The sequence below is a fragment of the Kitasatospora sp. CB02891 genome (genome assembly GCF_002803145.1).
Lineage (GTDB): Bacteria > Actinomycetota > Actinomycetes > Streptomycetales > Streptomycetaceae > Kitasatospora > Kitasatospora griseola.
Genome location: NZ_NNBO01000001.1, coordinates 1,140,298 through 1,160,938, shown reverse-complemented (window position 1 = coordinate 1,160,938; position 20,641 = coordinate 1,140,298). Strand labels below are relative to the sequence as shown.

The following is a 20,641-nucleotide window of genomic DNA, read 5'->3' as shown; positions in this document are numbered from 1 at the left end:
AAGAAGAGAGAACCGCTGCCATGACCGTCACCGTCGGTGTGCACCGCTCCAACCCGTCCCTCTACCACCTGGCCCGACTCGACTACCTGCAGCAGGAGTTGGCCCCGCTCGGCGAGAGCGCCGAGTTCCACCACTACGCCGACGGCACGAAGACCGGCGCCCACCTGGCCGACGGCACCATCGACTTCGGCGGGACGGGCTCCACCCCGCCGATCACCGCGCAGGCCGCCGGGCACGACATCGTGTACACCGCGGTGTCCGCGCCCCGGCCCGACCACGGGGCGCTGCTGGTCGCCGCCGACGGGCCGATCGCCTCGGTCGCCGACCTGAAGGGCGCCACCGTGGTGCTCGCCGTCGGCTCCTGGCAGACCCACCTGCTCGCCAAGTCCCTGCACCAGCACGGGCTCTCCTACCGGGACGACATCACGGCCGAACGCCCCGCCGGGGACGAGGCGGAGCGGCTGCGCAGCGGCGCGATCGCCGGTTGGATCGCGCAGGGCGCGGAACTCGCCGCCGCCCGCCGCACCGGCGAGTTCCGCGAACTGATCCGCACCACGGATGTGATCACCGACCGCTCGGTGTTCTTCGCCCGCCGTGAACTCGCCGTCCAGCGGCCCGAGGTGGTCGCCGCGATCGTCGCCGCCCTGCAGCGCGCCGACCACTGGGCCGCCGCCCACCCCGAGGAGGCTGCCGCGCTGGCCGCCGCCGACCAGGGCGGCGAGGCCGCCGACTGGCACACCGCGCTGACCGCGCTGCCCTGGCAACTGGAGCCCGCCACCGCCGAGTTCGTCGCCGAGCAGCAGGAAGCCGCGGACATCTTCCACCGGGTCGGCTTCATCGACCGGCCCGTCACCGTCGCCGACATCCACCTGCCCGCCCTGGAGCAGCCCGTCGCCGACGCCATCTCCCGCGCCGGAAAGGGGAACTGAGCGCCATGGCCACCGAAGTCCTGTGGTACCTGATCCCCCGCGAGGGCCACTACCCGTGGGAGCCCGAGGGCCGCCGACCGGTCGACCTCGGCTACCTCCAGCACCTCGCCGCCACCGTCGAACGCCTCGGCTACACCGGCGCGTTGCTCGCCACCGACCAGTACGACGTGTGGGCGCTCGGCTCCGCGCTGGCCGCCGCCACCGGCCCCGGCTTCCAGCCGCTGCTCGCCGTCCACCCCGGGCTGGTCTCGCCCACCCTGCTTGCCAAGATGGCGCTGTCCTTCGAGCACCTGCACGGCGCCGGCCGGCTCCGCTTCAACGTGGTCAACGGCTCCACCAACCAGCTGCGCGAGTACGGGCTGCACGTCGACCACGACGACCGCTACCGGCTGTCCGCCGAGTACTGGAGCCTGGTCAAGCGCCTCACCAGCGGCGAAGTCTTCGACCACGAAGGCGAGTTCTACCGGCTGAAGAACGCCGGTGAGTCGCTGCGCGACCTGCCGCCGCTGCGCGAGGGCCACATCCCGCTCTGGTTCGGCGGATCCTCCCCGGCCGGCATCGAGGTCGCCGCCGAACACGTCGACGTGTACCTCACCTGGGGCGAACCCCCGCACCTGCTCCGGCAGAAGCTCGACCTGGTCCGCGAACGCGCCGCCGCCCACGGCCGCACCCTGCGGCTCGGCCTGCGGCTGCACCTGATCGTCCGCGACACCGAGGAACAGGCCTGGGCTGCCGCCGACCGCCTGCTCGACGTCACCAGCCAGGCCACGTACGCGCGGCAACTCGGCGCCCGGCAGGGCGAGGACGGCGTCGGCTGGCAGCGACAGTTCCGCCAGCACGGCGGCCGGGTGCCGGCCCGGGCCCGGGAGCTGGAGACCCACCCCAACCTGTGGCCCGGCATGAGCCTGTTCCGGCCCGGCCCCGGCACCGCCGTGGTCGGCTCCACCGAACAGGTCGTCGAACGGCTCCGGGAGTACCAGGAGCTGGGCGTCGACACCTTCATCCTGTCGGGCAACCCGCTGCTGGAGGAGGCGTACCGGGTCGCGGAGACCGTTCTGCCGCAGCTGCACTGACCGCGGACGGGCGGGCGGCCGGGGAGAACCGGCCGCCCGCCCGTCGGGTCCCGGTGGACGTCAGACGGTCAGGCGGTCGATCTCCGCCAGCTCCTGCGCGGTGAGCGGGCCGGCCGCCAGCGCGTCCAGGTTCTGGTCCAGCTGGCGCACGCTCGACGCGCCGACGATCACCGACACCACCCGCTCGTCCCGCAGCACCCAGGACAGCGCCAGCTGCGCCAGGCTCTGGCCGCGGCCCTCCGCGATCTTCGCCAGCGCCCGGAGCTGCGCCAACTTCGCCTCCGTCAGCGCCTCCTGCTTCAGGAAGTGCCCCACGGACATCCGCGAACCCGCCGGCACGTCACCGCTCAGGTAGCGGTCCGTCAGCAGCCCCTGCGCGAGCGGCGAGTACGCGATCAGCGCCGTCTGCGTCTCGCCCACCGCGTCCAGCAGGCCCTGCTCCGGCTCCCGGTTCAGGATCGAGTAGCTGGCCTGGTTCAGCAGGCACGGCGTGCCCAGGTCCCGCAGGATCGCCACCGCCTGCCGGTGCTGCTCCGCCGGGTAGTTCGAGATCGCCGCGTACAGCGCCCGGCCCGAACGCACCGCCGTGTCCAGCGCCCCCATCGTCTCCTCCAGCGGAGTCGACGGGTCCCACCGGTGCGAATAGAACACGTCCACGTAGTCCAGACCCATCCGGTCCAGCGACTGGTCCAGACTCGCCAGCAGGTACTTGCGGCTGCCGCCGTCCCCGTACGGGCCCGGCCACATGTCCCAGCCGGCCTTCGACGCGATGAACAGCTCGTCCCGGTACGGGCGGAAGTCCTGCGCGAACAGGTAGCCGAAGTTGCGCTCCGCGCTGCCGTACGGCGGGCCGTAGTTGTTCGCCAGGTCGAAGTGCGTCACCCCGCGGTCGAACGCCCGGCGCAGCACCGCGCGCTGCACCTCCAGCGGCTGGGTGTCACCGAAGTTGTGCCACAGGCCGAGCGAGACGGCGGGCAGCTGCACGCCGCTGCGCCCGGCGCGGCGGAAGGTCATCGAGGCATAGCGGTCGTCCGCGGCGAGGAAGGTCATACCGGCATCCTGCCAGGTGAGCGCCGTGAACGGGACCAACGGCCCTGCCGTTCCCGAACCCCGGGACGTACCCTGACCGGGCGCGAGACGTACGAGGAGGAAGCCGTGGCGCTGTCGGACATCACCACCAGGGCCGAGCTGGAATCCGCCCTGCGGCGCTTCTACGGCGCCGCGTTCGCGGACCCGCTGATCGGCCCGATCTTCACCGAGATCGCCCGCCTCGACCTGGAAGCGCACCTGCCGAGGATCACCGACTTCTGGGAGAGCGCCCTGCTGCGCACCGCCGCCTACCGGGGCAACGCGCTCGCTCCGCACGCCGCGCTGCACGCGATCAGCCCGCTCACCGCCGAACACTTCGGCCGCTGGGTGCAACTCTGGCGCGCCACCCTGGACGGTCGTCACGCCGGCCCCGTCACCGAACGGGCCAAGGCGCAGGCCCAGCGGATCGCCGTCGCCATGCTCCGCCGCCTCGGCGAGGGCGACACCGGCGGCGGCAGCGGAGGGTTCGTCCCGCTGGCGGCGGTCCGTCTCGCCTCCGGGGCCTGAGCGGGAGACGTCGGAGCGGGAGACGCCTGGGCGGGCAAGGCCCGCGCGGGAGATGCCGGGGTGGGGACGCCTGGGCGGGGGCGCTCAAGCGGGGGACGCCTGAGCGGGGGATGCGCGTCGTTCGCGTCGTCCACCCGTTTTCTGCGGATTCGGCACGCAGGGGTGGGGATTCGTGGTGCGCCCGGATTCCGGTTCTCCCGCTCCTCGGCTTGCGGTCGGGCCGGAGAGGGTGGGGGAGTTCCGGTATGCGGGCAGTGGTCATTTCCTGACCGTCGGCGCGCCGGGCGCTGTCGGCAACACTCGCGGTGTGGTCCGCGGGATTCCGGAGCGGCGGCGGGGGGAGTTCGCCGTGGCGGTCAATTCACGCGCTGCGGTCGGCAGTTGTTCAGCGCTGGCCCCAGGTGACGTCCGGGTCGGGGCCGGCCGGGGCCTGGCCCCAGGTCACGTCCTCGTCGCGGTCGTCCGGGGCCGACAGCGAGACGCCGTTCGCCCGGACCGTGTGGGCGGAGGCGGAGGGCGCGGCGGAGATTCCGACCAGGACGGTGATTCCGGCGGAGAGCAGACCGACGAGGACGGTGCGGGACAGGCGGGTGACGTTCACGGAATTCTCTTCTCTGGGATGATCTCGATGCGAATTCGGAAATTTTCCCGGTGAATTGCTTTACCGGTATTTCCTTTTCGTCGGCGTCCGGTTCGTTGCTGCTCCCTGCCGACGCCTCATACTTTGGCCGCTCGTTCGACCGCAGGGAAGAGTCTGAGGGTGGACGGATCATGCAGTGGCACAAGTCGTCCACGAGTGCCTCGTGGTAGGGCACTGCCCCGGCAGGCGGTGGCGAGGGTGAATCCGCAGGTGGGAGCGGTCGGAGGGGCGGCCCCCGGGTGCGGGCGGAGCGCTCGGTGCGCGGGTGGTGGACGGTTCCGGACAGCCATCGCATAGGCTCGGCGCACGATGGTGCGGATCACTGTGCTCGGGGCACTCACGGCGCAAGTGGCGGGGGACGCAGTTCGGCTCGGCGGCCCGCGTCAGCGTGCCGTGCTCGCCCGCCTGTTGGTCGCCCGCGGCGCGGCGGTGTCGGCCGAGCGGCTGATCGACGACCTGTGGGACGGCGACCCGCCCGCGAAGGCGGCCGTCTCGCTCCAGGCCTACGTCTCCAACCTGCGGCGGCTGTTGGAGCCCGCGCGCGGCCCCCGGCAGGAGTCACGACTGCTGGTCAGCGCCGGGCGCGGCTACGCACTGCGCGAAGTGGACGTCGACGCGGCCGAGTTCGAGACGCTGACAGCGGCGGGCGAACCGGCGCGCGCGCTCGCGCTGTGGCAGGGCGCCGCGTACGGGGAGTTCACCGACCGGCCGTGGGCCGTCGCCGAGACCGCCCGGCTGGAAGAACTCCGCACCGGCGCCCGGGAGTCGGTGACCGCGCAGGCGCTGGCCGAAGGACGCTTCGGCGCGGCGGTGCAGGACGCCGCGGCACTGGTCGAGGACCACCCAATGCGGGAGGAGGGCTGGCGGCTGCTCGCCCTCGCCCTCTGGCACTCCGGCCGCCAGGCCGACGCCCTCGCCGCCGTCCGGCGCGCCCGCGCCCACCTGGCCGCCGAACTCGGCCTCGACCCAGGCCCGGCCCTCGCCGACCTCGAAACCGCGATCCTGCGGCAGCAGTTGGACCGGCTCGCGCCGACCGGCCCGGCCCTGGGCGTGAGGGGCTTCGCCGGCGGGGGTCGGGGCGGGGCGCAGGGCGGCGGAGCCGACGATGCACGGCGGGCCGACGGGCCAGGTGCCGGACGGGGGAGAGCCGGGAGATCGGACGAGGACGTCGCCGGCCGCAGCGGTGGCGGGGTGCGCGACGGTGTGTGGGGCCCGCCGGCCCGGCCGGCCGGTGGGCTCACCGGAGGAGGCGGGCCGGGGGCGGCGGCGCCCGCTCGCACCGGAAAAGGCGACGGACGGCCGGCGCCGGGCCGACGGGCCGTGCCGTCCGGCGTCGGCGGGGTGGCCGTGCCCGGCGGGGTGTTCGTCGGACGGCAGGAGGAGCTGGCCGCGCTCCGGCGGGCCGCCGAGGCCGCGCGCGGCGGCGTCGGGTTCGCGCTGGTGAGCGGCGAGGCCGGGGCCGGGAAGTCCACCGTGCTGGGGCGGCTGGGCGAAGAGCTGGGCGCGCACGGCTGGCGGGTGGTCACCGGGCGCTGCCCGGAGAGCGCCGGCGCGCCCGCCGCCTGGGCCTGGACCGAGGTGCTGCGCGAACTCGTCGGACAGGAACCGGACGCCGCCGCCGACCCCGAACTCGCTCCGCTGCTCGGCGACCTGGAGCCGACCGCAGGTCAGGACGCGCTGTCCGGCCGGTTCCGCCTGCACCGAGCCGTCGTCGCCCGGCTGCACGCCGCCGCCCGCCGCGCCCCGCTCGCCGTGCTGCTCGACGACCTGCACGCCGCCGACCCGGAGACCCGCGAACTGCTCGGCGAACTCGCCGCCCACCACGCCCCCGGCCCGCCCGCCGGCGGCCTGCTGGTGATCGCCGCGCTGCGCCCCGGCGAGGGCGAACTCTCCGACGTGCTCGCCAGGTTGGCCAGGCGCTCGCCCACTCGGGTGCCGCTCGGCGGCCTCGCCGAGGCCGACGCGGGACGGCTGATCGAAGCAGTCTGCGCCGCTCCCGTCCGCCCCGAGACCGTCCACGCCCTGGCCGAACGCACCGGCGGCAACCCGTTCTACCTGGCGGAGATCGCCCAACTGCTGGCGCTGGAGGACGAATCGACCGCGCTCAAGCAGGTGCCGCAGGGCGTCCGGGACGTCCTGCGGCGACGCTTCGAGCGGCTCCCCGCACCCGCCGTCGACCTGCTCCGGCTGGCCGCCGTCGCCGGCCGGGAGAGCGACGTCGACCTGCTGGTGCGGGCCGGCGAGCAGGACGAGGACACCGCCACCGAAGCCGTCGAAGCGGCCGTCGCCGGCGGCCTGCTGCTCGAACCGCGGCCCGGCACCGTCCGGTTCGCCCACCTGCTGGTCCGCGACACCCTGTACGCCGACCTCGGCGGGCTGCGCCGGGCCCGCCTGCACGGCCGGATCGGGCACGCGCTGCACGACCGGCGGCCCGGCGAACTCGCCGCCCTCGCACACCACTTCACCCAGGCCGCGAGCGCCGGCACCGCCGAACTCGCCGTCCAGCACTGCGTCCGTGCCGCCCAGGCCGCCGAACGGCGCTACGCCCACCGCAGTGCCGTCACGCTGCTCCGGCAGGCCGTCGACAACCTGGAACGCGCCGCCGAACAGCCCGGCGAGGACCGGGCCGCCCGCCGCATCGAGCTGCTCGGCGCGCTGCTGCGCGCCCAGATCCGGGCCGGACAGGTCACCGACGCCGGGGACACCAAGGCGCACGCCCTGCGACTGGCCCGCGAATCCGGCCGCGAGGACCTGCTGATCGCCGCCTGGACCGCCTGGACCGAACCCACCCCGTGGGTCACCCACCCCTACGGCAGCATCGACCAGGACGCCGTCGACACCCTCGGCCGGCTGCTGCGCCGCACCGACCTGCCGGCCGCCACCCGGTGCCGGCTGCTCGACGCGCTCACCCACGAACTCGACTGCACCGGCTCGCCGCAGGCCGTCGACGCCGCCGCCCAGGCCGTCGCGCTGGCCCGCGCCGAGGGCGACCCGCAGCTGCTGTGCCTCGCGCTCGCCGCCCAGGCCCGCGCCTGCGACCACGAACTCGCCTCCGTGGACCGGCTCCTGCTCGCCGAGGAGATCACCGCGCTCGCCGTCGCCCACGACCTGCCCGCCTACCGCTGGCACGCCGAACACCTGGCGGCCACCGCCGCCGCCGTCCGCGGCGACCTGCCCGCGCTGCGCCGCCACCTGACGGCCGGTGAGGAGCTCGCGCAGCGCTACCGGCTGGCCGAGCTCTCCGACGTGGTGCTCTGCCAGCGCGGGATGCTGGAACTCGCCGCCGACCGGGTCGAGCAGGCCACCGCCCTGTACGACCGGGCCATGGCGGGCCTGCGGGAGCGCGGCTCGCTGCACGCCGACGCACTCGACGCGCTGGTGCGGATCACGATCGCCCACCGGGAGGGCCGCCTCGGCGAGATGCTCCCGCTGATCGACCAGCACCGCGCCCAGTACGGCCCGCTGGTCGCCGACGTCACCGCACTCGCCCTGCTCGCCGTCGGACGCCCGCCCGAGGAGGCCCGCGCGGCCCGGGTCGAGCGCCGCACCGTGCAGGCCGACTACTTCCGCTCGCTGTTCCTGGTGCTGCGCGCCGACGCCGCGATGGCCCTGGACGAGCGCGCCGAGATCGCCGAACTCCTCGACGAGCTGCGGCCGTTCGCCGACCTGGTGGCGGGCGCCAGCTCCACCTCGATCGCCTCCCGCCCGGTCGCCCTGTCGCTCGGCGAACTCGCCCGCCGGCTCGGCCGCACCGCCGAGGCCGCCGACCACTTCCGGCACGCCGCCGAGGTCGCCCGCCGCTGGGAGTCGCCGAGCTGGGAGGCCCAGGCCCGCACGGCGCTCGGCGCGCTGGAAGGCTGACGGCAGGTCACCCCCCCGCAGCGCCACTTGGAAGATCGCCACGCCCGCGCCAAGTGGACTCCAAGACGCCTCTCCCACACTGGTGTTCGTCAGTGACTCGAACGCCTTACGGGAGGCACCCGCACCATGTCCACACTCCTCGGCCGCCTCGGCGGGGCCGCCGCCGCCCGGCCCTGGCGCACCGTCGCCGCCTGGCTGCTGCTGATCGCCGCGATCTTCGGCCTGGCCCGGGCGTTCGGCGGTGAGTCCCGCGACAGCTACCGGGTGCCGGGCACCCGCTCCACCGCCGGACTCGACCTGCTGCACGAGCGCTTCCCGGAGACCGCGGGCGCCGACGCCCGCGTGGTGGTCCACGACCGCACCGGGAAGGCGCTTCCCGAAGACGCCCTGACCGCGCTGCGCACCCGCCTGTCCGGCCTGCCGCACGTGCTCGCCGTCTCCCCGCCGATACCCTCGCAGGCCGGTGACACCGCGCTGCTGACGCTGAGCTACGACGTCGAGGTGACGGCCTTCAAGGACTCCGCCGGAATCGACGCGCTGCACGACGCCGCCCGGCCCGCCACCGACGCCGGCTACCAGGTGGAGCTCGGCGGCCAGGTCCCCGAGCACTTCAGCGCCCCCGACGGCACCGCCGAGGCGATCGGCATGGGCGCCGCCCTGATCATCCTGGTCCTCGCCCTCGGCACCGTGGTCTCCGCCGGCCTGCCGCTGCTGGTCGCCCTCGCCGGCCTCGCCCTCGGCACCGGCCTGATCACCCTGCTGTCGGCCGTCACCGACATCAGCAACACCGCCCCCACCGTGGCCTCCATGGTCGGCCTCGGCGTCGGCATCGACTACGCGCTGCTGCTGGTCGCCCGACACGTCGAAGGACTGCGCCGCGGCCTGGACGCCCGCGCCGCCGCCACCGTCGCCAACGCCACCGCGGGCTCCTCCGTGGTGGTCGCCGGCTCCACCGTGCTGGTCTCGCTGTTCGGCCTGAAACTCGCCGGCCTCTCCATCTACGCGTCCTTCGGCTACGCGACCTTCGCCACCGTCGGCGGCGTCATGCTCGCCTCGCTCACCCTGGTCCCCGCCCTCGCCACCCTGGCCGGCCCCCGCCTGCTGCGCCGCGCCGAACGCCGCGCCACCGCCGGGGGCGAGCCTGCCCGGACCACGGCCACGCCCACCCGCACCGAGCGCTGGGCCCGGCTGATCGGTCGCCGCCCGGTCGCCGCCGCGGTGCTGTCGCTGGCCGTTCTGCTGGGCCTGGCCGCGCCGATGCTCGGCATGCGCACCTGGCCGCAGGACGCCGGCAGCCAGGCCGCCGACAACACCACCCGCAAGGCGTACGACCTGATCGCCGAGGCGTACGGCCCCGGCGCCAACGGGCCGCTGCTGCTGGCCGTCGACCTCGACCGGCTGCCGAAGAGCGAACTCCCCGCGTTGGCGGCCAAGGTGGCACAGGACCCGGCGGTGGTGCAGGTCCAGCCCGCCCGGTTCAACCAGGCCGGGAACGCCGCCGTGATCACCGTCCAGCCGAGGACCGGCCCGCAGGACGAGGCCACCGCGCAGCTGGTGAAGCGACTGCGCGACCACGACCTGCCCGCCGGCGCCGAGGTGACGGGCGTGGTCGCGACCTTCTCCGACATCTCCGACCGGCTCTCCGCCCGCCTGTGGCTGGTGGTCCCGTTCGTGGTGGCGCTGTCGCTGGTGCTGCTCACCGTGCTGTTCCGGGCGCCGGTGATCGCGGTGAAGGCCGCCGCGATGAACCTGCTGTCGGTGGCCGCCGCGTACGGCGTGATGACGGCGGTGTTCCAGCACGACGCGACCGCGAAGCTGCTCGGGCTGCCGCACGCCGTGCCGGTGTCCAGCTGGGTGCCGATCCTGATGTTCACCGTGCTGTTCGGCCTGTCCATGGACTACGAGGTGTTCCTGCTCGCCCGGGTCCGCGAGGACTGGCTGGCCACCGGCGACGCGAAGGGCAGCGTGGTGCGCGGCCTGTCCGCCACCGGACGGGTGATCAGCAGCGCGGCCGCCATCATGGTCGCGGTGTTCACCGGCTTCGCGATCGACCCCGACATGACCGTCAAGATGATGGGCGTCGGCATGGCCGTGGCCGTCCTGATCGACGCCACCGTGGTCCGCCTGGTGCTGGTGCCCGCCACCATGACCCTGCTCGGCCGCCACAACTGGTGGCTGCCGCGCCCGCTCGACCGGCTGCTGCCGCAACTGCGCATCGAGCACGGCGAGGAACCGCCCACCCCCGCCGAGCCGCTCCGGCCGGCCGCGGTCTGACGCGCCGCGACCGACCTGCCGACAAGGGCCCGCCCCCCGGGGCGGGTCCTTGCTGCGTGCGGGTGGCCGCCCGCGTGGTCCGCCCCGCCCCGGCCCCGCCCGTGCGTACCGTGGGCGCATGAGCGTGCGAGTGGAGCGGGTGTACGAGGCGCCGGACGGCGGGGTGCGGGTGCTGGTGGACCGGCTCTGGCCGCGCGGGCTGAAGAAGGAGGACGCGCACCTCGACCGGTGGGCCAAGGAGGTCGCGCCGTCCACCGAGCTGCGCCAGTGGTTCCACGGCCCGCGGAGCGAGTACGGGGAGTTCGCCCGCCGCTATCGGACCGAGCTGGACGCGCCGCAGGTGCAGCAGGAACTGGCCGAGCTGCGGGAGCTGGCGCAGAACGACGACCTGGTGCTGCTGACGGCGGTGAAGGAGCCGTCGCACAGTCATGTGAACGTGCTGCTCGAACGGTTGGAGCAGGCGGGCTAGCTCCGCCCGGTCGGTGCGGCCCGGCGGTGTGTTCTCTCCGGCATATGTGTGCAGACAGGATGTAATGCGGACATGAGCCTGCTGCGGGAGAACGCCGTTCTCGCCCTCTTCTTCTGCCTCGGCCTGGGCTACCTGGTCGGCAAACTGCGGATCGGACCGATCCAACTCGGCGGCATCTGCGGCGTCCTGATCGTGTCGATGCTGATCGGCGCGCAGCACGTCTCGGTGAACGCCGACGTCAAGAACATCGCGTTCGCGCTGTTCATCTTCTCGCTCGGATACATCGCCGGCCCGCAGTTCTTCGCCAACCTGAACGCCCGCGGTCTGCGCTTCGGCGTGCTCTCCCTGATGGAGGCCGTGGTCGTCATCCTGATGGCGCTCGGCTTCGCCACGTTCTTCGACCTGGACGTCGGCACCGCCGCCGGCATCCTGGCCGGCGCGGCCACCGAGTCCGCCGCCGTCGGCACCGCGCAGGACGCCATCGCCAAACTGCCCGGCATCACCGCCGAGCAGACCACCCAGCTGCAGGCGCACGTCGCCACCGCCTACTCGGTCTGCTACCTGTTCGGCCTGATCAGCATCGTCCTGCTGACCAGCCAGCTGTTCCCGATGCTGATGCGGATCGACCTCGCCGACGCGTCCCGGCAGCTGTGGGAGAAGATGCGCGGCGGCGACGCCGGCCAGCAGCCCGGCGAGGAGCCCTCACTGCCCGCACTGGTCGGCCGGACCTACCTGGTGTCCCAGGGCGAAGGCACCCGGATCAGCCGACTCCAGGAAGCCTCCGGACAGTTGATCACCGTCGAGGCGATCAGCCGGGGCGGGCGCAGACTCGACCCCGACGACGACCCGGTGCTGCGCCGCGGCGACCAGGTGCTGGTGGTCGGCCGCCGGACCGCCGTCATCGACACCGGCCACGAACTCGGCCCCGAGACCAGCACACCCGGCCTCGACCGGGCGTTGGCGGTCCGTCAGGTCGTGGTCACCAACAAGAAGGTCGCCGGGCACCCGCTGAACGACGTCCGCGACCGCGACAGCCAGGCCACCGGCGGCGTCTTCCTCACCGACATCCAACGCGTCGACCACCACCTGCCCGCCGTCGGCGAGACCGAGGTCCACATCGGCGACACGCTCACCGTCGTCGGCGCCCCCACCAAGCTGGACCGGTTCGCGAGCCGGGTCGGCGCCACCGTCCGGGAGGACACCGCCGACTGGATCTACCTCTCCTTCGGCATCTGCCTCGGCGTCCTGCTCGGCAAGGTCAACGTCCACTTCGGCGACGTCAACCTCACGCTCGGCACCGGCGGCGGCTGCCTGATCGTCGGGCTGGTCTTCGGCTGGGCCCGCTCGCTGCGACCCACCTTCGGGGCCTACCCGCCGGTCGCGGCCCAGACCATGAAGGACCTCGGCCTGGCGATGTTCATCGCGGTCACCGGGATGGCCGCGGGCCCCGACGCCGGCCCGCTGCTCAAGCAGTACCCGGTGCTGCTGCCCGCCGCGGGCATCCTGATGGTCGCCGTCCCCGCCTTCCTCGGCCTGTTCGTCGGCCGTAGGCTGCTGAAGATCGAACCGCCGATCCTGATCGGCGCGATCGCCGGCCAGCAGTGCTCCACCCCCGCGATCACCGCCATCGGGAACGTGGCGCAGAGCAGCGTCCCGATGCTCGGCTACACCGTCACGTACACCATCTCCAACTTCCTGCTGCCGCTGACCGGTCCGGTACTGGTGGGCCTGGTCGGGCTCTGAGCCCCCGTCGGCGGCAGTCGAACAGCTGACCCGAACCGCTAGGAGAGACGCCACCCATGACCAAGCCGTCGATCAGCCGCGAGGAGATCCACCGGCTCTCCCGGCTCAGCCCGTTCGAGCTCAAGAGCGAGTTCGTCCGGCTCGCCGAGCACTACCAGGCCGACCGGCCGGGCCAGAAGGACAAGAGCACCGCCCACATGCTCAACGCCGGGCGAGGCAACCCCAATTGGATCTGCACCGGCCCGCGCGAGGCGATGCTCGCGCTCGGCCACTTCGCCCTCACCGAATCCCGCCGGGTCTGGACCGCCGACAACCTCGGCGGCATGCCCGAACGGATCGGCATCGCCGCCCGCTACGACCGCTTCGCCCGAAGCCACCCCGAACTGCCCGGCATCGACCTGCTCTCCGCCTGCCTCAGCCTCGCCGTCGACCGCTTCGACCTCGACCGCGACGCCCTCGTCCACGAACTCGCCGACGCCGCGATCGGCGACAACTACCCCGTCCCCGGCCGGATGCTGACCGCCGTCGAACAGATCGCCGCCGGCTACCTGCGCGACGAACTGATGGACCGTCGGCCCCCCGCGGACCGCCTCGACCTGTTCGCCACCGAAGGCGGCACCGCCGCCATGTGCTACATCTTCGACTCCCTCGTGCAGAACGGCCTGCTGCACAAGGGCGACCGGATCGCCCTGATGGTGCCCGTCTTCACGCCCTACATCGAGATCCCCGAACTCGACACGTACGAGTTCGACGTGGTCCGGATCGAAGCCTCCTCCTTCGCCGAGGCCGGCGTCCGCGAATGGCGCTACCCCTCCGAGGAGGTCGCCAAGCTGGCGGACCCCTCGATCAGACTGGTCTGCCTGGTCAACCCCAGCAACCCGCCCTCGCTCGCGCTCTCGCAGCGGGTCACCGACCAGATCCGGTCCATCGTGGAGAGCACCAACCCCGGGCTGATCATCGTCACCGACGACGTCTACGGCACCTTCGTCGACCACTTCCGCAGCCTCGCGGCCGACCTGCCCCGCAACACCCTGCTCGTCTACTCCTACTCCAAGCACTACGGCTGCACCGGCCACCGCCTCGGCCTCATCGGCCTGCACCGCGACAACGTCGTCGACGACGCCCTGGCCGCACTCCCGCAGGCCGAGAAGGACCGACTGGCCGCCCGCTACGGACGGCTCAGCCTCGACCCCGGCCGCATCCGCTTCATCGACCGCCTGGTCGCCGACTCCCGACAGGTCGCCCTCAACCACACCGCCGGACTCTCGCTGCCCCAGCAGGCCCAACTCGCGCTGTTCTCGCTGTTCGGGCTGCTCCCCGAAGGCAAGGCGTACAAGGCGAAGGTGCAGGCCATCGTCCACCAGCGCCTCGAACTGCTGCTGGAGGGCTCCGGGATGAAGATCTCCCAGGACCCCGAGCGGGCCGGCTACTACGTCGAACTCGACCTGCTCGCCGAGGCCGAACGCACCTCCGGCGCCGCGTTCGCCGCCTACCTGAAGTCCACCTACGAGCCCACCGAGCCCCTGTTCCGGCTCGCCGAACAGACCGGTGTCGTACTGCTCAACGGCGGCGGCTTCGACGGCCCCGAATGGTCGGTGCGGGTCTCGCTGGCCAACCTCGACGACCTCGACTACCTGAAGATCGGCCACCACCTGAAGGCCATCCTCGACGAGTACCGGGCGGAGTGGACGGCGACCGAGCTGCGCTGAACGGTTCTCGGGCCCGGTCGTCACTGCTCGGCGGCGGCCCGGACCACGCCGTGGTCGAAGGCGAACACCACCGCGTGCACCCGGTCCCGCACCCCCAACTTGTCCAGCACGCGCCGGACATGGGTCTTCACCGTCGCCTCGCCCAGGTGCAGCGCCGCTGCGATCTCCGCGTTCGACCGCCCCCGGCCCAGCAGTTCCAGCACCTGCCGCTCACGCGGCGTCAACCGGTCCAGCGCCCGCTGCCCCGTCGCCGACCCGCCCGGCGGCGCCGAGCGGGCGAACTCCGCCAGCAGTCGACGTGTCACCGACGGCCCGAGCAGCGACTCCCCGGCCGCCACCGTGCGAACTCCCGCCAGCAGGGCCTCCGGTGGCGTCCGCTTCAACAGGAACCCCGCCGCGCCCGCCCGCACCGCGGCGAACACGTACTCGTCCAACTCGAAGGTGGTCAGCACCAGCACCCGGGCCTGCGGACAGCGCACCGCCAACTCCGCGGTCGCCGCCACCCCGTCCAGCACCGGCATCCGGACGTCCATCAGCACCACGTCCGGCCGACACGCCTGTGCCACCTGCACCGCCTGCGCCCCGTCCGCGGCCTCGCCCACCACCAGCAGGTCCGGCTGCGTCCCGATCATCATCCGCAGGCCGGCCCGCATCAGATCCTCGTCGTCCGCCACAAGCACCCTCACTGCCACGGCAGTTCCACCTCCACCCGCCACCCGTCGGCGACCGGCCCGGCGGTCAGCGTGCCGCCGAGTGCGGCGGCCCGCCGGCGCATCGAGGCCAGGCCGCGGTGCGAGGTGCGGTGCGAACTCCCGGGCGTGGGTGAGCCGTTGTCGACGACGGTGAGGCGCAGCGCGGCCGGGGCGGCGGCCAGCCGGACGGTGGTGGCGGTCGCCGTCGAATGCTTCAGGGTGTTGGTCAGGGACTCCTGCACGATGCGGCGGAGCGTCTCGGTCTGCCGCTCGGTCAACCGGTCCGCCTCGTCGTCGAGTTCGAGGGTGGGGGAGAGGTGCGGGGGCAGATCGGCGAGCAGCGCCCGGAGGGCGTGGACGAGCGGCGGGACGGGCCGGAGCAGGCCCAGGACGCGGTCCAGGTCGGTCATCGCGTCCCGGCCCACCCGCTCGATCCGCTCCAGGGCGACCCGCACCTCCGGCGGCCCGCCCGGCAGACAGAGCCGGGCCGCGCCCGCGTGCGTCACCATCACCGTCACCGCATGCCCCACTGCATCGTGCAACTCCCTCGCCATCCTCGCCCGTTCGTCGGCGATCAGCCGTTCGGCCCGCAACTCGGCGGCCGCGCGCCGACGTTGCTCGGCCCGCTCCAGCCGCAGCCGGGTCGCCACCCCGACCGCCGCCGACGCCGCATGCACGACGCAGCCGAGGACGAACCCCGGGCGGGTCGAGAGGGCGGCCAGAACGGCCGCCACCGGGACGGCCGCGAGCGCCGCCGCGACCACCGGCGGCCGGCTCCGGCCCAGCACCACCAGCGGCAGCGCCGACGCCAGCGACAGGTTGGTCACCGGATCGCCTGCCAGCACCACCGCGACGGTCGCCGCGGCCCCCGCCCACAGCGCCCCCACCGGCACGATCCGCCGCCCCACCAGCGCGGCGAACCACACCACGACCGCGACCCGCGACGCCACCGTCCCGTGATCGAGCGACGCCGTCCACCCCGCGCCCCCCACCGCGATCCCCGCCGACGCCCACGCCACCACCCCGTCCAGCGCCACCCACCAGCCGCGTGCGACGGGCCGGTCCGGGCGCCACCAGGCGTCCGGACCGCGCAGGCGTCGTGCCACTCGCGTCTCCCCTCCCGGACGACCGGCTCGGCCGTCAGCCGGTCGACTGCGCCTGCGCCTGCGCGAGCGCGGCGCGCAGCCGCCGCACCTCGTCGAGCAGGCGCGGCACGTCCTGGCGGGCGGCGGCGATGAAGTCGATGTCCGCATCGGTCCGGGCGTCGATTCCCCGGATCTCGCGACCGCCGGTGACGCGCGTCAGGTAGAGCTCGTCATCCTCGTCCGGGTCGGCGTCGAGCTGGATGAAGCTGCAACCGCCGGTCGCCTGCCGACTCTCCAGCCAGGCGACCCACCGCCCCGGAGTGGCAGCGGCAGCGCGCTGCTCGATGGCGGCCAACTCCCCGTCGGACAACAGCTGCTCGGCCCTCATGGTCCCCCCTCGGCGGCAGGCCGCCTGTCGTGGGTGCAGGTGGCGCCGCCCCACGGTAGGCCGGGTGGTCGGATCCGCGCGTCCGCCCAGGAGTTGACGTGTCGTCCCCCTCCGGGAGGAGAGCCCGCCCGGGCGGCAACACCTCGCCGCCGACGCGTCCCCCGTCGGCGCCTGCCGGGAGGCCCGTCGAATGATGGTTCGTCTCCGGTCGGAGCCCGTTACGATCGCGCCATGACTGTGGACGGACGGATCAAAGAGGCGGAACTCCTTTACGAACGCGCCGTGTTCGGGGACGACAGCAGCGTCTTCGATCCTGCGGAGCGCGGGCTGGACGGAGTCGAGGCGGATCTCGCCCTCGCCCGGGGGAAGCTCATCCACGCCCGCTACCTGCGCGAACGAGTGGAGGACCCAAAGGAGTTGGTTCTCTTCGAGCGGGCCGCCGAGCTGTACGGCCGACTGGGCGACGAGCGCGGCGAAGCGGAAGCGCTGTTCTGGATCGGCACGTTCCACCAGCTGGTGCGGGACGACAACGGGACGGCGCTGCCGGCCCTCCGCCGCGCCCGCGAGCTGGCCGCCCGGGCCGGGGACCGGCTGACCCTCTCCTACGTGCTGCGCCATCTCGGGTTCGCCGACCACATGGCGGGCCGACTCGACGCCGCCCGCGCCCACTTCGAGGAGTCCACCCGGCTGCGACGCGAGCTCGGCTTCCTGCCCGGCGTGGCCGCCAACCTGATCGGCCTCGCCTTCCTGGCCGCCCAGCAGGACCGGCGCGGGGACGCCGCGGAGCTGCTCGCCGAGGCGGGCCGACTCGCCGAGCAGAGCGGAGCGCACGGCGTGCAGCGCTGGGTGGCGGAGGCCCGGGCGGAACTCGACCTGGCCTAAGCACCGAGCGGCCGGCTGGCCTGAGCGCCGGCAGGGGTCGGCCCGGCGGGCGGGGTGAACGGCCTTGGCCGGTGGGCCGGTTCGGCCTCAGCTCTCGGCGGGCCGATGGTCCGGTTCGGGCGCGGGGTGCGGCTCCGGCTCCGGTGCAGGGTGCGGCATGAAGCGGCTCAGCGAGTAGTGGGGCGGGGAGCCGTCGCGACCGCAGGGCGCGTCGATCCGAAGCTCGTCGGAGCGCAAGTCCGGTTCGGCGAGCACGAGTTCGTTGACGTAGGCCTTCAACTCGTGGGCGTCGCCGGTGGTGAACAGGAACGTCCAGCTGCCCGCCTCCGGCGCGAAGCGGGCGGCGTGCTGCTGAACGCGCTCCTGCTGCCGGCGCTTTCTCTTCCGTTGACCTGGCATTCGGTCAGCATCCCCGGCGGCCGTCACCCTCGCAAGCCGGTTTCCCGAGCTCAACGGTGGTGCCTCCGCGGCTGATCGGCCGCCGGCTCGCCTGCTCAGTGCGGGAGTTGCTGCTCGCCGAGAGTACGCAGGTGGCGGGCGAGGGCGGTGCGCTGAGCGGGGGTGAGGCCGCCGGTCAGGTCCGCGTCCGCAGCCTCGGCGGCCTCGGCGCAGCGGGCGAGCAGGCGACGACCCTCGGCGGTGAGGGTGAGCATCTGGCGGCGGCGGTCCTCGGGGTCGCGGACGCGTTCGACCGCGCCGAGTTCCTGCAGTTGGTCCGCGAGCGCCACGATCAGGCTCGGCACGACTCCCAGGCGGGTCGCCAACTCCTGCTGGGACGCGGCCGATCCGTCATCCAGTGCGGCCAGCAGGGCCGCGTGCTTGGGCTTGATCCCCAGCGCTTCGACCCGGCCCGCGAAGCGGTCCGATGCGAGGGCGCCGAGGACGCCCAGGTTGAAGACCACTGTGGCGCGCAGCGCCGCTGCTCCCTTGGCATCGCTCACGGTCCGAATGGTAGCGTCCCCATATCGTTCATAGTTCGAATGATTCAGGGGGAGATGGAATGACCGCTCTGCTGGTGGCCAACGCGCTGGTGGCGCTGCTCAGCGCCGGATCCGGGGTGGTCGGGGCGATCCGTCCGGGGCTGGTGCTGGCCGCGAACGAACCGATCACCGCCGGGACGCACCTCTACGCCCGGGCCTACGCGGCCCGCGCCGTCCCGCTCGGAGTCCTCACCGCGCTGGTAGTGACGGTCGGTCCGTGCGCTGCGGCCTGGCCGGTGCTGCTGGTGGCCGGGCTGGCGCAGGTGGGCGACACCGCGATCGGCGTCCGCCGGCGAAACGTCGGCATGACGATCGGCGCCGGCACCACCGCCGTCCTGCACCTCGCCACCGCCTGGTGGCTGGGTCGATGAGCGGCATCGGCCCCTTCGGCACCCGGTGTTCGCCGCCGAACCGGCCGTCTGCGCGGCTGCCCACCCGCCCCTGGCAGTGCACGCCCCGGGCCGGCGAGGGCGGCCGCGGCACCGAGGACGGCGGCCCGAACTGCCCAGTGGCCGGGCCGGGTCCAGGCGCAGTCGGTGGGAACCCTCAGCCCCAGTAGGGGGTGGCCCATCCCTGAGGGGGAGCGGTCCATCGTCCGAAGGTAGGTCCAGGGTCGGAGTCGGCCTGGACCGTGGGCTGACGACCCGGGCCGCTGTCACCTGTCAGCGTGTCAACTGTCGGAAACAGCAGGGGTGTTGGGTTTTTCACCCTTCGGCATGGACGCGGGAAGGTGGACGGACATGGCGGAACACAGGGGCGGAACGGGTCCGGGCGGTCGCGGGAGCACGGGGCGTCGGCGCGGGCGCCCGGCCGTGCGACTGGTGGCGCTCGCGCTGGCGGGCGCGGGTTTGGTGGGGGTGACGGCCCCGGCGGCCGACGCCCTCGGCGCAAGGGGACGGGGCGGAGTGGTGACGGTGACCGCCGCCCAGGACCCGGCGCAGGACACCGCCGACCGGGGACCGCGCAAGGGCGTCGACCCCAAGGCCCTGGACGCCGCGATGCAGGCCATCGTCGACTCCGGTGGCGCCTCGGCCTCGCTCGCCCGGGTCGGCGGGTTCGGCCGCACCCTGTGGAAGGGCGCCGCGGGCACCGCCGACTACGCGACCGGCGCCCCCGCCTCGGCGACCGGCCGGTTCCGGATCGGCAGCGTGACCAAGACCTTCGTCTCCACCGTCGTCCTCCAGCTGGTCGCCGAGGGGCGGCTGGGCCTGGACGACCCGGTGGAGCGGCTGCTGCCGGGCGCCGTGCCGAACGGAGCGAACATCACCCTGCGTCAACTGCTCAACCACACCAGCGGGCTGTTCGACTACACCGAGGACCAGGCCTTCGACCCCACGGCGCCCGGCTCCCTCGAACGATGGCTGGAGTCCGGCCGCTACACCCGCTGGACGCCGCAGCAGCTGATCGCCCTGGCCGACGACCACCCGGCGTACTTCCCGCCCGGCCAGGGCTACCACTACTCCAACACGGACTACGTCCTGGCCGGACAGATCATCGAGCGGACCACCGGCCGCAGCTGGCAGCGGGAGGTGGAGCGCCGGATCATCCGCCCGCTCGGCCTGACCGGCACGTCCATGCCCGACCACGAGACGACCGTCCCCGGCCCGCACGCGCACGGTTACTTCGACCTGCCCGCCGGCCGCGTGGACGTCACCGACCTGGACCCGAGCATGGCGGGCGCGGCCGGCGCCGGGATCTCCACCACCGCTGACCTCAACACCTTCCTCACCGCCCTGCTCGGCGGACGGCTGCTGCCCAGGCCGCAGCTCGCCGAGATGATGACGGTCACCCCGCAGAGCCAGGGCAGGTACGGCCTGGGCCTGGAGCGGACCACCACCGACTGCGGGGAGTTCTGGGGCCACACCGGCGGCATCCCGGGCTTCAGCACCTTCCTGTACACCAGCACCGACCTGCGCCGTCAGCTCTCCGTCTCGATGAGCGGCAACGGCCTCTCGACCCCGCTGCCCACCCGGAAGGCCTTCGAGAAGCTGATCGACGCCGCGACCTGCACCGGCTGACCCCGACCGGCCGACAGTTCCACCCCGGAGTGCCGGTTCCCGGAGGGCACTCCGGGGTGGATCGTCCAGGCGAACCCGGGCGTGGGGCCCAGTGGTCCCTGTTGCCCCTGGAACGGTTCTGCGGCGCCCCACCGCTGTCGACGCCTGTGACCGTCCTCTGCTAGCTTCGCCTGCACCAGAGCAGTGCCATGTCGACGCGTCACCGAGAGGGTGAGGTTTATGGCTGCCGGGAGCGAGTTCCGTCACGTCCCCGACCGGGTCGCCGACTGAGCCGGCTTCTGCCGCCAGCGGCCCGGACCGCT

The 20,641-nt window shown here is 73.6% G+C and carries 18 protein-coding genes; 11 read left to right on the top strand and 7 right to left on the bottom strand.

The features are described 5' to 3' along the window. Nucleotides 1-20 precede the first annotated feature (20 nt). Together CG736_RS05425 and CG736_RS05420 are read left to right on the top strand one after the other, a co-directional pair. Nucleotides 21-929, top strand: coding sequence for an ABC transporter substrate-binding protein (locus CG736_RS05425; protein ID WP_100584942.1), 909 nt, complete (start codon nt 21-23; stop codon nt 927-929). Between the two features lie 5 nt (nt 930-934). Next, a complete protein-coding gene (locus CG736_RS05420; protein WP_100584941.1) occupies nt 935-2,002 on the top strand; it encodes an LLM class flavin-dependent oxidoreductase in 1,068 nt (355 codons plus the stop codon). A gap of 60 nt (nt 2,003-2,062) precedes the next feature. On the opposite strand, the gene CG736_RS05415 is transcribed toward CG736_RS05420, so the two are convergent. Further along, on the bottom strand, nt 2,063-3,052 hold the full coding sequence (locus tag CG736_RS05415; RefSeq protein ID WP_100584940.1) for an aldo/keto reductase: 990 nt from the start codon (nt 3,050-3,052) through the stop codon (nt 2,063-2,065). Nucleotides 3,053-3,157: 105 nt separating this feature from the next. Between CG736_RS05415 and CG736_RS05410 the strand changes: the two genes are divergently transcribed. After that, nucleotides 3,158-3,598, top strand: coding sequence for a group III truncated hemoglobin (locus CG736_RS05410; RefSeq protein WP_100584939.1), 441 nt, complete (start codon nt 3,158-3,160; stop codon nt 3,596-3,598). Nucleotides 3,599-3,983: 385 nt separating this feature from the next. Here the strand turns inward: CG736_RS05410 and CG736_RS05405 are convergent, their stop codons facing one another. Further along, nucleotides 3,984-4,199, bottom strand: a complete 216-nt coding sequence (locus CG736_RS05405) for a hypothetical protein (protein ID WP_100584938.1) — start codon at nt 4,197-4,199, stop codon at nt 3,984-3,986. Between the two features lie 348 nt (nt 4,200-4,547). On the opposite strand from CG736_RS05405, the gene CG736_RS05400 reads away from it, so the two are divergent. The 5 genes from CG736_RS05400 (at nt 4,548) to CG736_RS05380 (ending at nt 14,294) form a co-directional block, all read left to right on the top strand. Next, the gene (locus tag CG736_RS05400; RefSeq protein ID WP_232733794.1) at nt 4,548-8,099 is read left to right on the top strand and encodes a BTAD domain-containing putative transcriptional regulator; all 3,552 of its coding nucleotides are present in this window, start codon (nt 4,548-4,550) and stop codon (nt 8,097-8,099) included. A 126-nt stretch (nt 8,100-8,225) separates the two neighbouring features. Next, nucleotides 8,226-10,373: an MMPL family transporter gene (locus CG736_RS05395; RefSeq protein WP_100584937.1), complete on the top strand. Its 2,148-nt coding sequence runs from the start codon at nt 8,226-8,228 to the stop codon at nt 10,371-10,373. A gap of 118 nt (nt 10,374-10,491) precedes the next feature. Beyond that, on the top strand, nt 10,492-10,842 hold the full coding sequence (locus CG736_RS05390; RefSeq protein ID WP_100584936.1) for a DUF488 domain-containing protein: 351 nt from the start codon (nt 10,492-10,494) through the stop codon (nt 10,840-10,842). Nucleotides 10,843-10,914: 72 nt separating this feature from the next. Next, nucleotides 10,915-12,585, top strand: a complete 1,671-nt coding sequence (gene aspT, locus CG736_RS05385) for an aspartate-alanine antiporter (RefSeq protein WP_100584935.1) — start codon at nt 10,915-10,917, stop codon at nt 12,583-12,585. Nucleotides 12,586-12,641: 56 nt separating this feature from the next. Next, nucleotides 12,642-14,294, top strand: a complete 1,653-nt coding sequence (locus CG736_RS05380) for a bifunctional aspartate transaminase/aspartate 4-decarboxylase (protein ID WP_100584934.1) — start codon at nt 12,642-12,644, stop codon at nt 14,292-14,294. Nucleotides 14,295-14,314: 20 nt separating this feature from the next. Here CG736_RS05380 and CG736_RS05375 read toward each other — a convergent pair whose 3' ends face one another. The 3 genes from CG736_RS05375 to CG736_RS05365 are packed head-to-tail and all read right to left on the bottom strand — an operon-like array spanning nt 14,315 to nt 16,459. Then, nucleotides 14,315-14,986 carry a response regulator transcription factor gene (locus CG736_RS05375; protein ID WP_100584933.1) on the bottom strand — a complete coding sequence of 224 codons (672 nt, stop codon included), beginning with the start codon at nt 14,984-14,986 and terminating at the stop codon, nt 14,315-14,317. Next, nucleotides 14,977-16,092 carry a sensor histidine kinase gene (locus CG736_RS05370; RefSeq protein ID WP_100584932.1) on the bottom strand — a complete coding sequence of 372 codons (1,116 nt, stop codon included), beginning with the start codon at nt 16,090-16,092 and terminating at the stop codon, nt 14,977-14,979. The genes CG736_RS05375 and CG736_RS05370 overlap by 10 nt, the downstream gene beginning before the upstream one ends. A gap of 34 nt (nt 16,093-16,126) precedes the next feature. Beyond that, complete coding sequence (locus CG736_RS05365; RefSeq protein WP_100584931.1) at nt 16,127-16,459, bottom strand: hypothetical protein; 333 nt, start codon at nt 16,457-16,459, stop codon at nt 16,127-16,129. A gap of 231 nt (nt 16,460-16,690) precedes the next feature. Here CG736_RS05365 and CG736_RS05360 point away from each other — a divergent pair, with 231 nt between their 5' ends. Then, on the top strand, nt 16,691-17,341 hold the full coding sequence (locus CG736_RS05360) for a tetratricopeptide repeat protein (RefSeq protein WP_100584930.1): 651 nt from the start codon (nt 16,691-16,693) through the stop codon (nt 17,339-17,341). An 87-nt stretch (nt 17,342-17,428) separates the two neighbouring features. Here the strand turns inward: CG736_RS05360 and CG736_RS05355 are convergent, their stop codons facing one another. Then, nucleotides 17,429-17,740 (bottom strand): hypothetical protein, encoded by a 312-nt coding sequence (locus tag CG736_RS05355; RefSeq protein ID WP_100584929.1) that lies wholly within the window; start codon nt 17,738-17,740, stop codon nt 17,429-17,431. A gap of 95 nt (nt 17,741-17,835) precedes the next feature. Continuing rightward, on the bottom strand, nt 17,836-18,282 hold the full coding sequence (locus CG736_RS05350; RefSeq protein WP_100584928.1) for a MarR family winged helix-turn-helix transcriptional regulator: 447 nt from the start codon (nt 18,280-18,282) through the stop codon (nt 17,836-17,838). Between the two features lie 59 nt (nt 18,283-18,341). Between CG736_RS05350 and CG736_RS05345 the strand changes: the two genes are divergently transcribed. Together CG736_RS05345 and CG736_RS05340 are read left to right on the top strand one after the other, a co-directional pair. After that, entirely contained in the window at nt 18,342-18,692 is a 351-nt protein-coding gene (locus tag CG736_RS05345; protein ID WP_100584927.1) for a hypothetical protein, read from the top strand. 441 nt (nt 18,693-19,133) lie between these two features. After that, nucleotides 19,134-20,339: a serine hydrolase gene (locus CG736_RS05340; protein ID WP_232733793.1), complete on the top strand. Its 1,206-nt coding sequence runs from the start codon at nt 19,134-19,136 to the stop codon at nt 20,337-20,339. The last annotated feature ends 302 nt before the right edge of the window (nt 20,340-20,641 follow it).

Bases quoted from the DNA above. Each gene is read 5' to 3' on its own strand.
- CG736_RS05355 (WP_100584929.1), bottom strand. From the start codon at position 17,740: ATGCCAGGTCAACGGAAGAGAAAGCGCCGGCAGCAGGAGCGCGTTCAG.
- CG736_RS05420 (WP_100584941.1), top strand. From the start codon at position 935: ATGGCCACCGAAGTCCTGTGGTACCTGATCCCCCGCGAGGGCCACTAC.
- CG736_RS05425 (WP_100584942.1), top strand. From the start codon at position 21: ATGACCGTCACCGTCGGTGTGCACCGCTCCAACCCGTCCCTCTACCAC.
- CG736_RS05415 (WP_100584940.1), bottom strand. From the start codon at position 3,052: ATGACCTTCCTCGCCGCGGACGACCGCTATGCCTCGATGACCTTCCGC.
- CG736_RS05400 (WP_232733794.1), top strand. From the start codon at position 4,548: ATGGTGCGGATCACTGTGCTCGGGGCACTCACGGCGCAAGTGGCGGGG.
- CG736_RS05395 (WP_100584937.1), top strand. From the start codon at position 8,226: ATGTCCACACTCCTCGGCCGCCTCGGCGGGGCCGCCGCCGCCCGGCCC.
- CG736_RS05390 (WP_100584936.1), top strand. From the start codon at position 10,492: ATGAGCGTGCGAGTGGAGCGGGTGTACGAGGCGCCGGACGGCGGGGTG.
- aspT (WP_100584935.1), top strand. From the start codon at position 10,915: ATGAGCCTGCTGCGGGAGAACGCCGTTCTCGCCCTCTTCTTCTGCCTC.
- CG736_RS05365 (WP_100584931.1), bottom strand. From the start codon at position 16,459: ATGAGGGCCGAGCAGCTGTTGTCCGACGGGGAGTTGGCCGCCATCGAG.
- CG736_RS05345 (WP_100584927.1), top strand. From the start codon at position 18,342: ATGACCGCTCTGCTGGTGGCCAACGCGCTGGTGGCGCTGCTCAGCGCC.
- CG736_RS05360 (WP_100584930.1), top strand. From the start codon at position 16,691: ATGACTGTGGACGGACGGATCAAAGAGGCGGAACTCCTTTACGAACGC.
- CG736_RS05380 (WP_100584934.1), top strand. From the start codon at position 12,642: ATGACCAAGCCGTCGATCAGCCGCGAGGAGATCCACCGGCTCTCCCGG.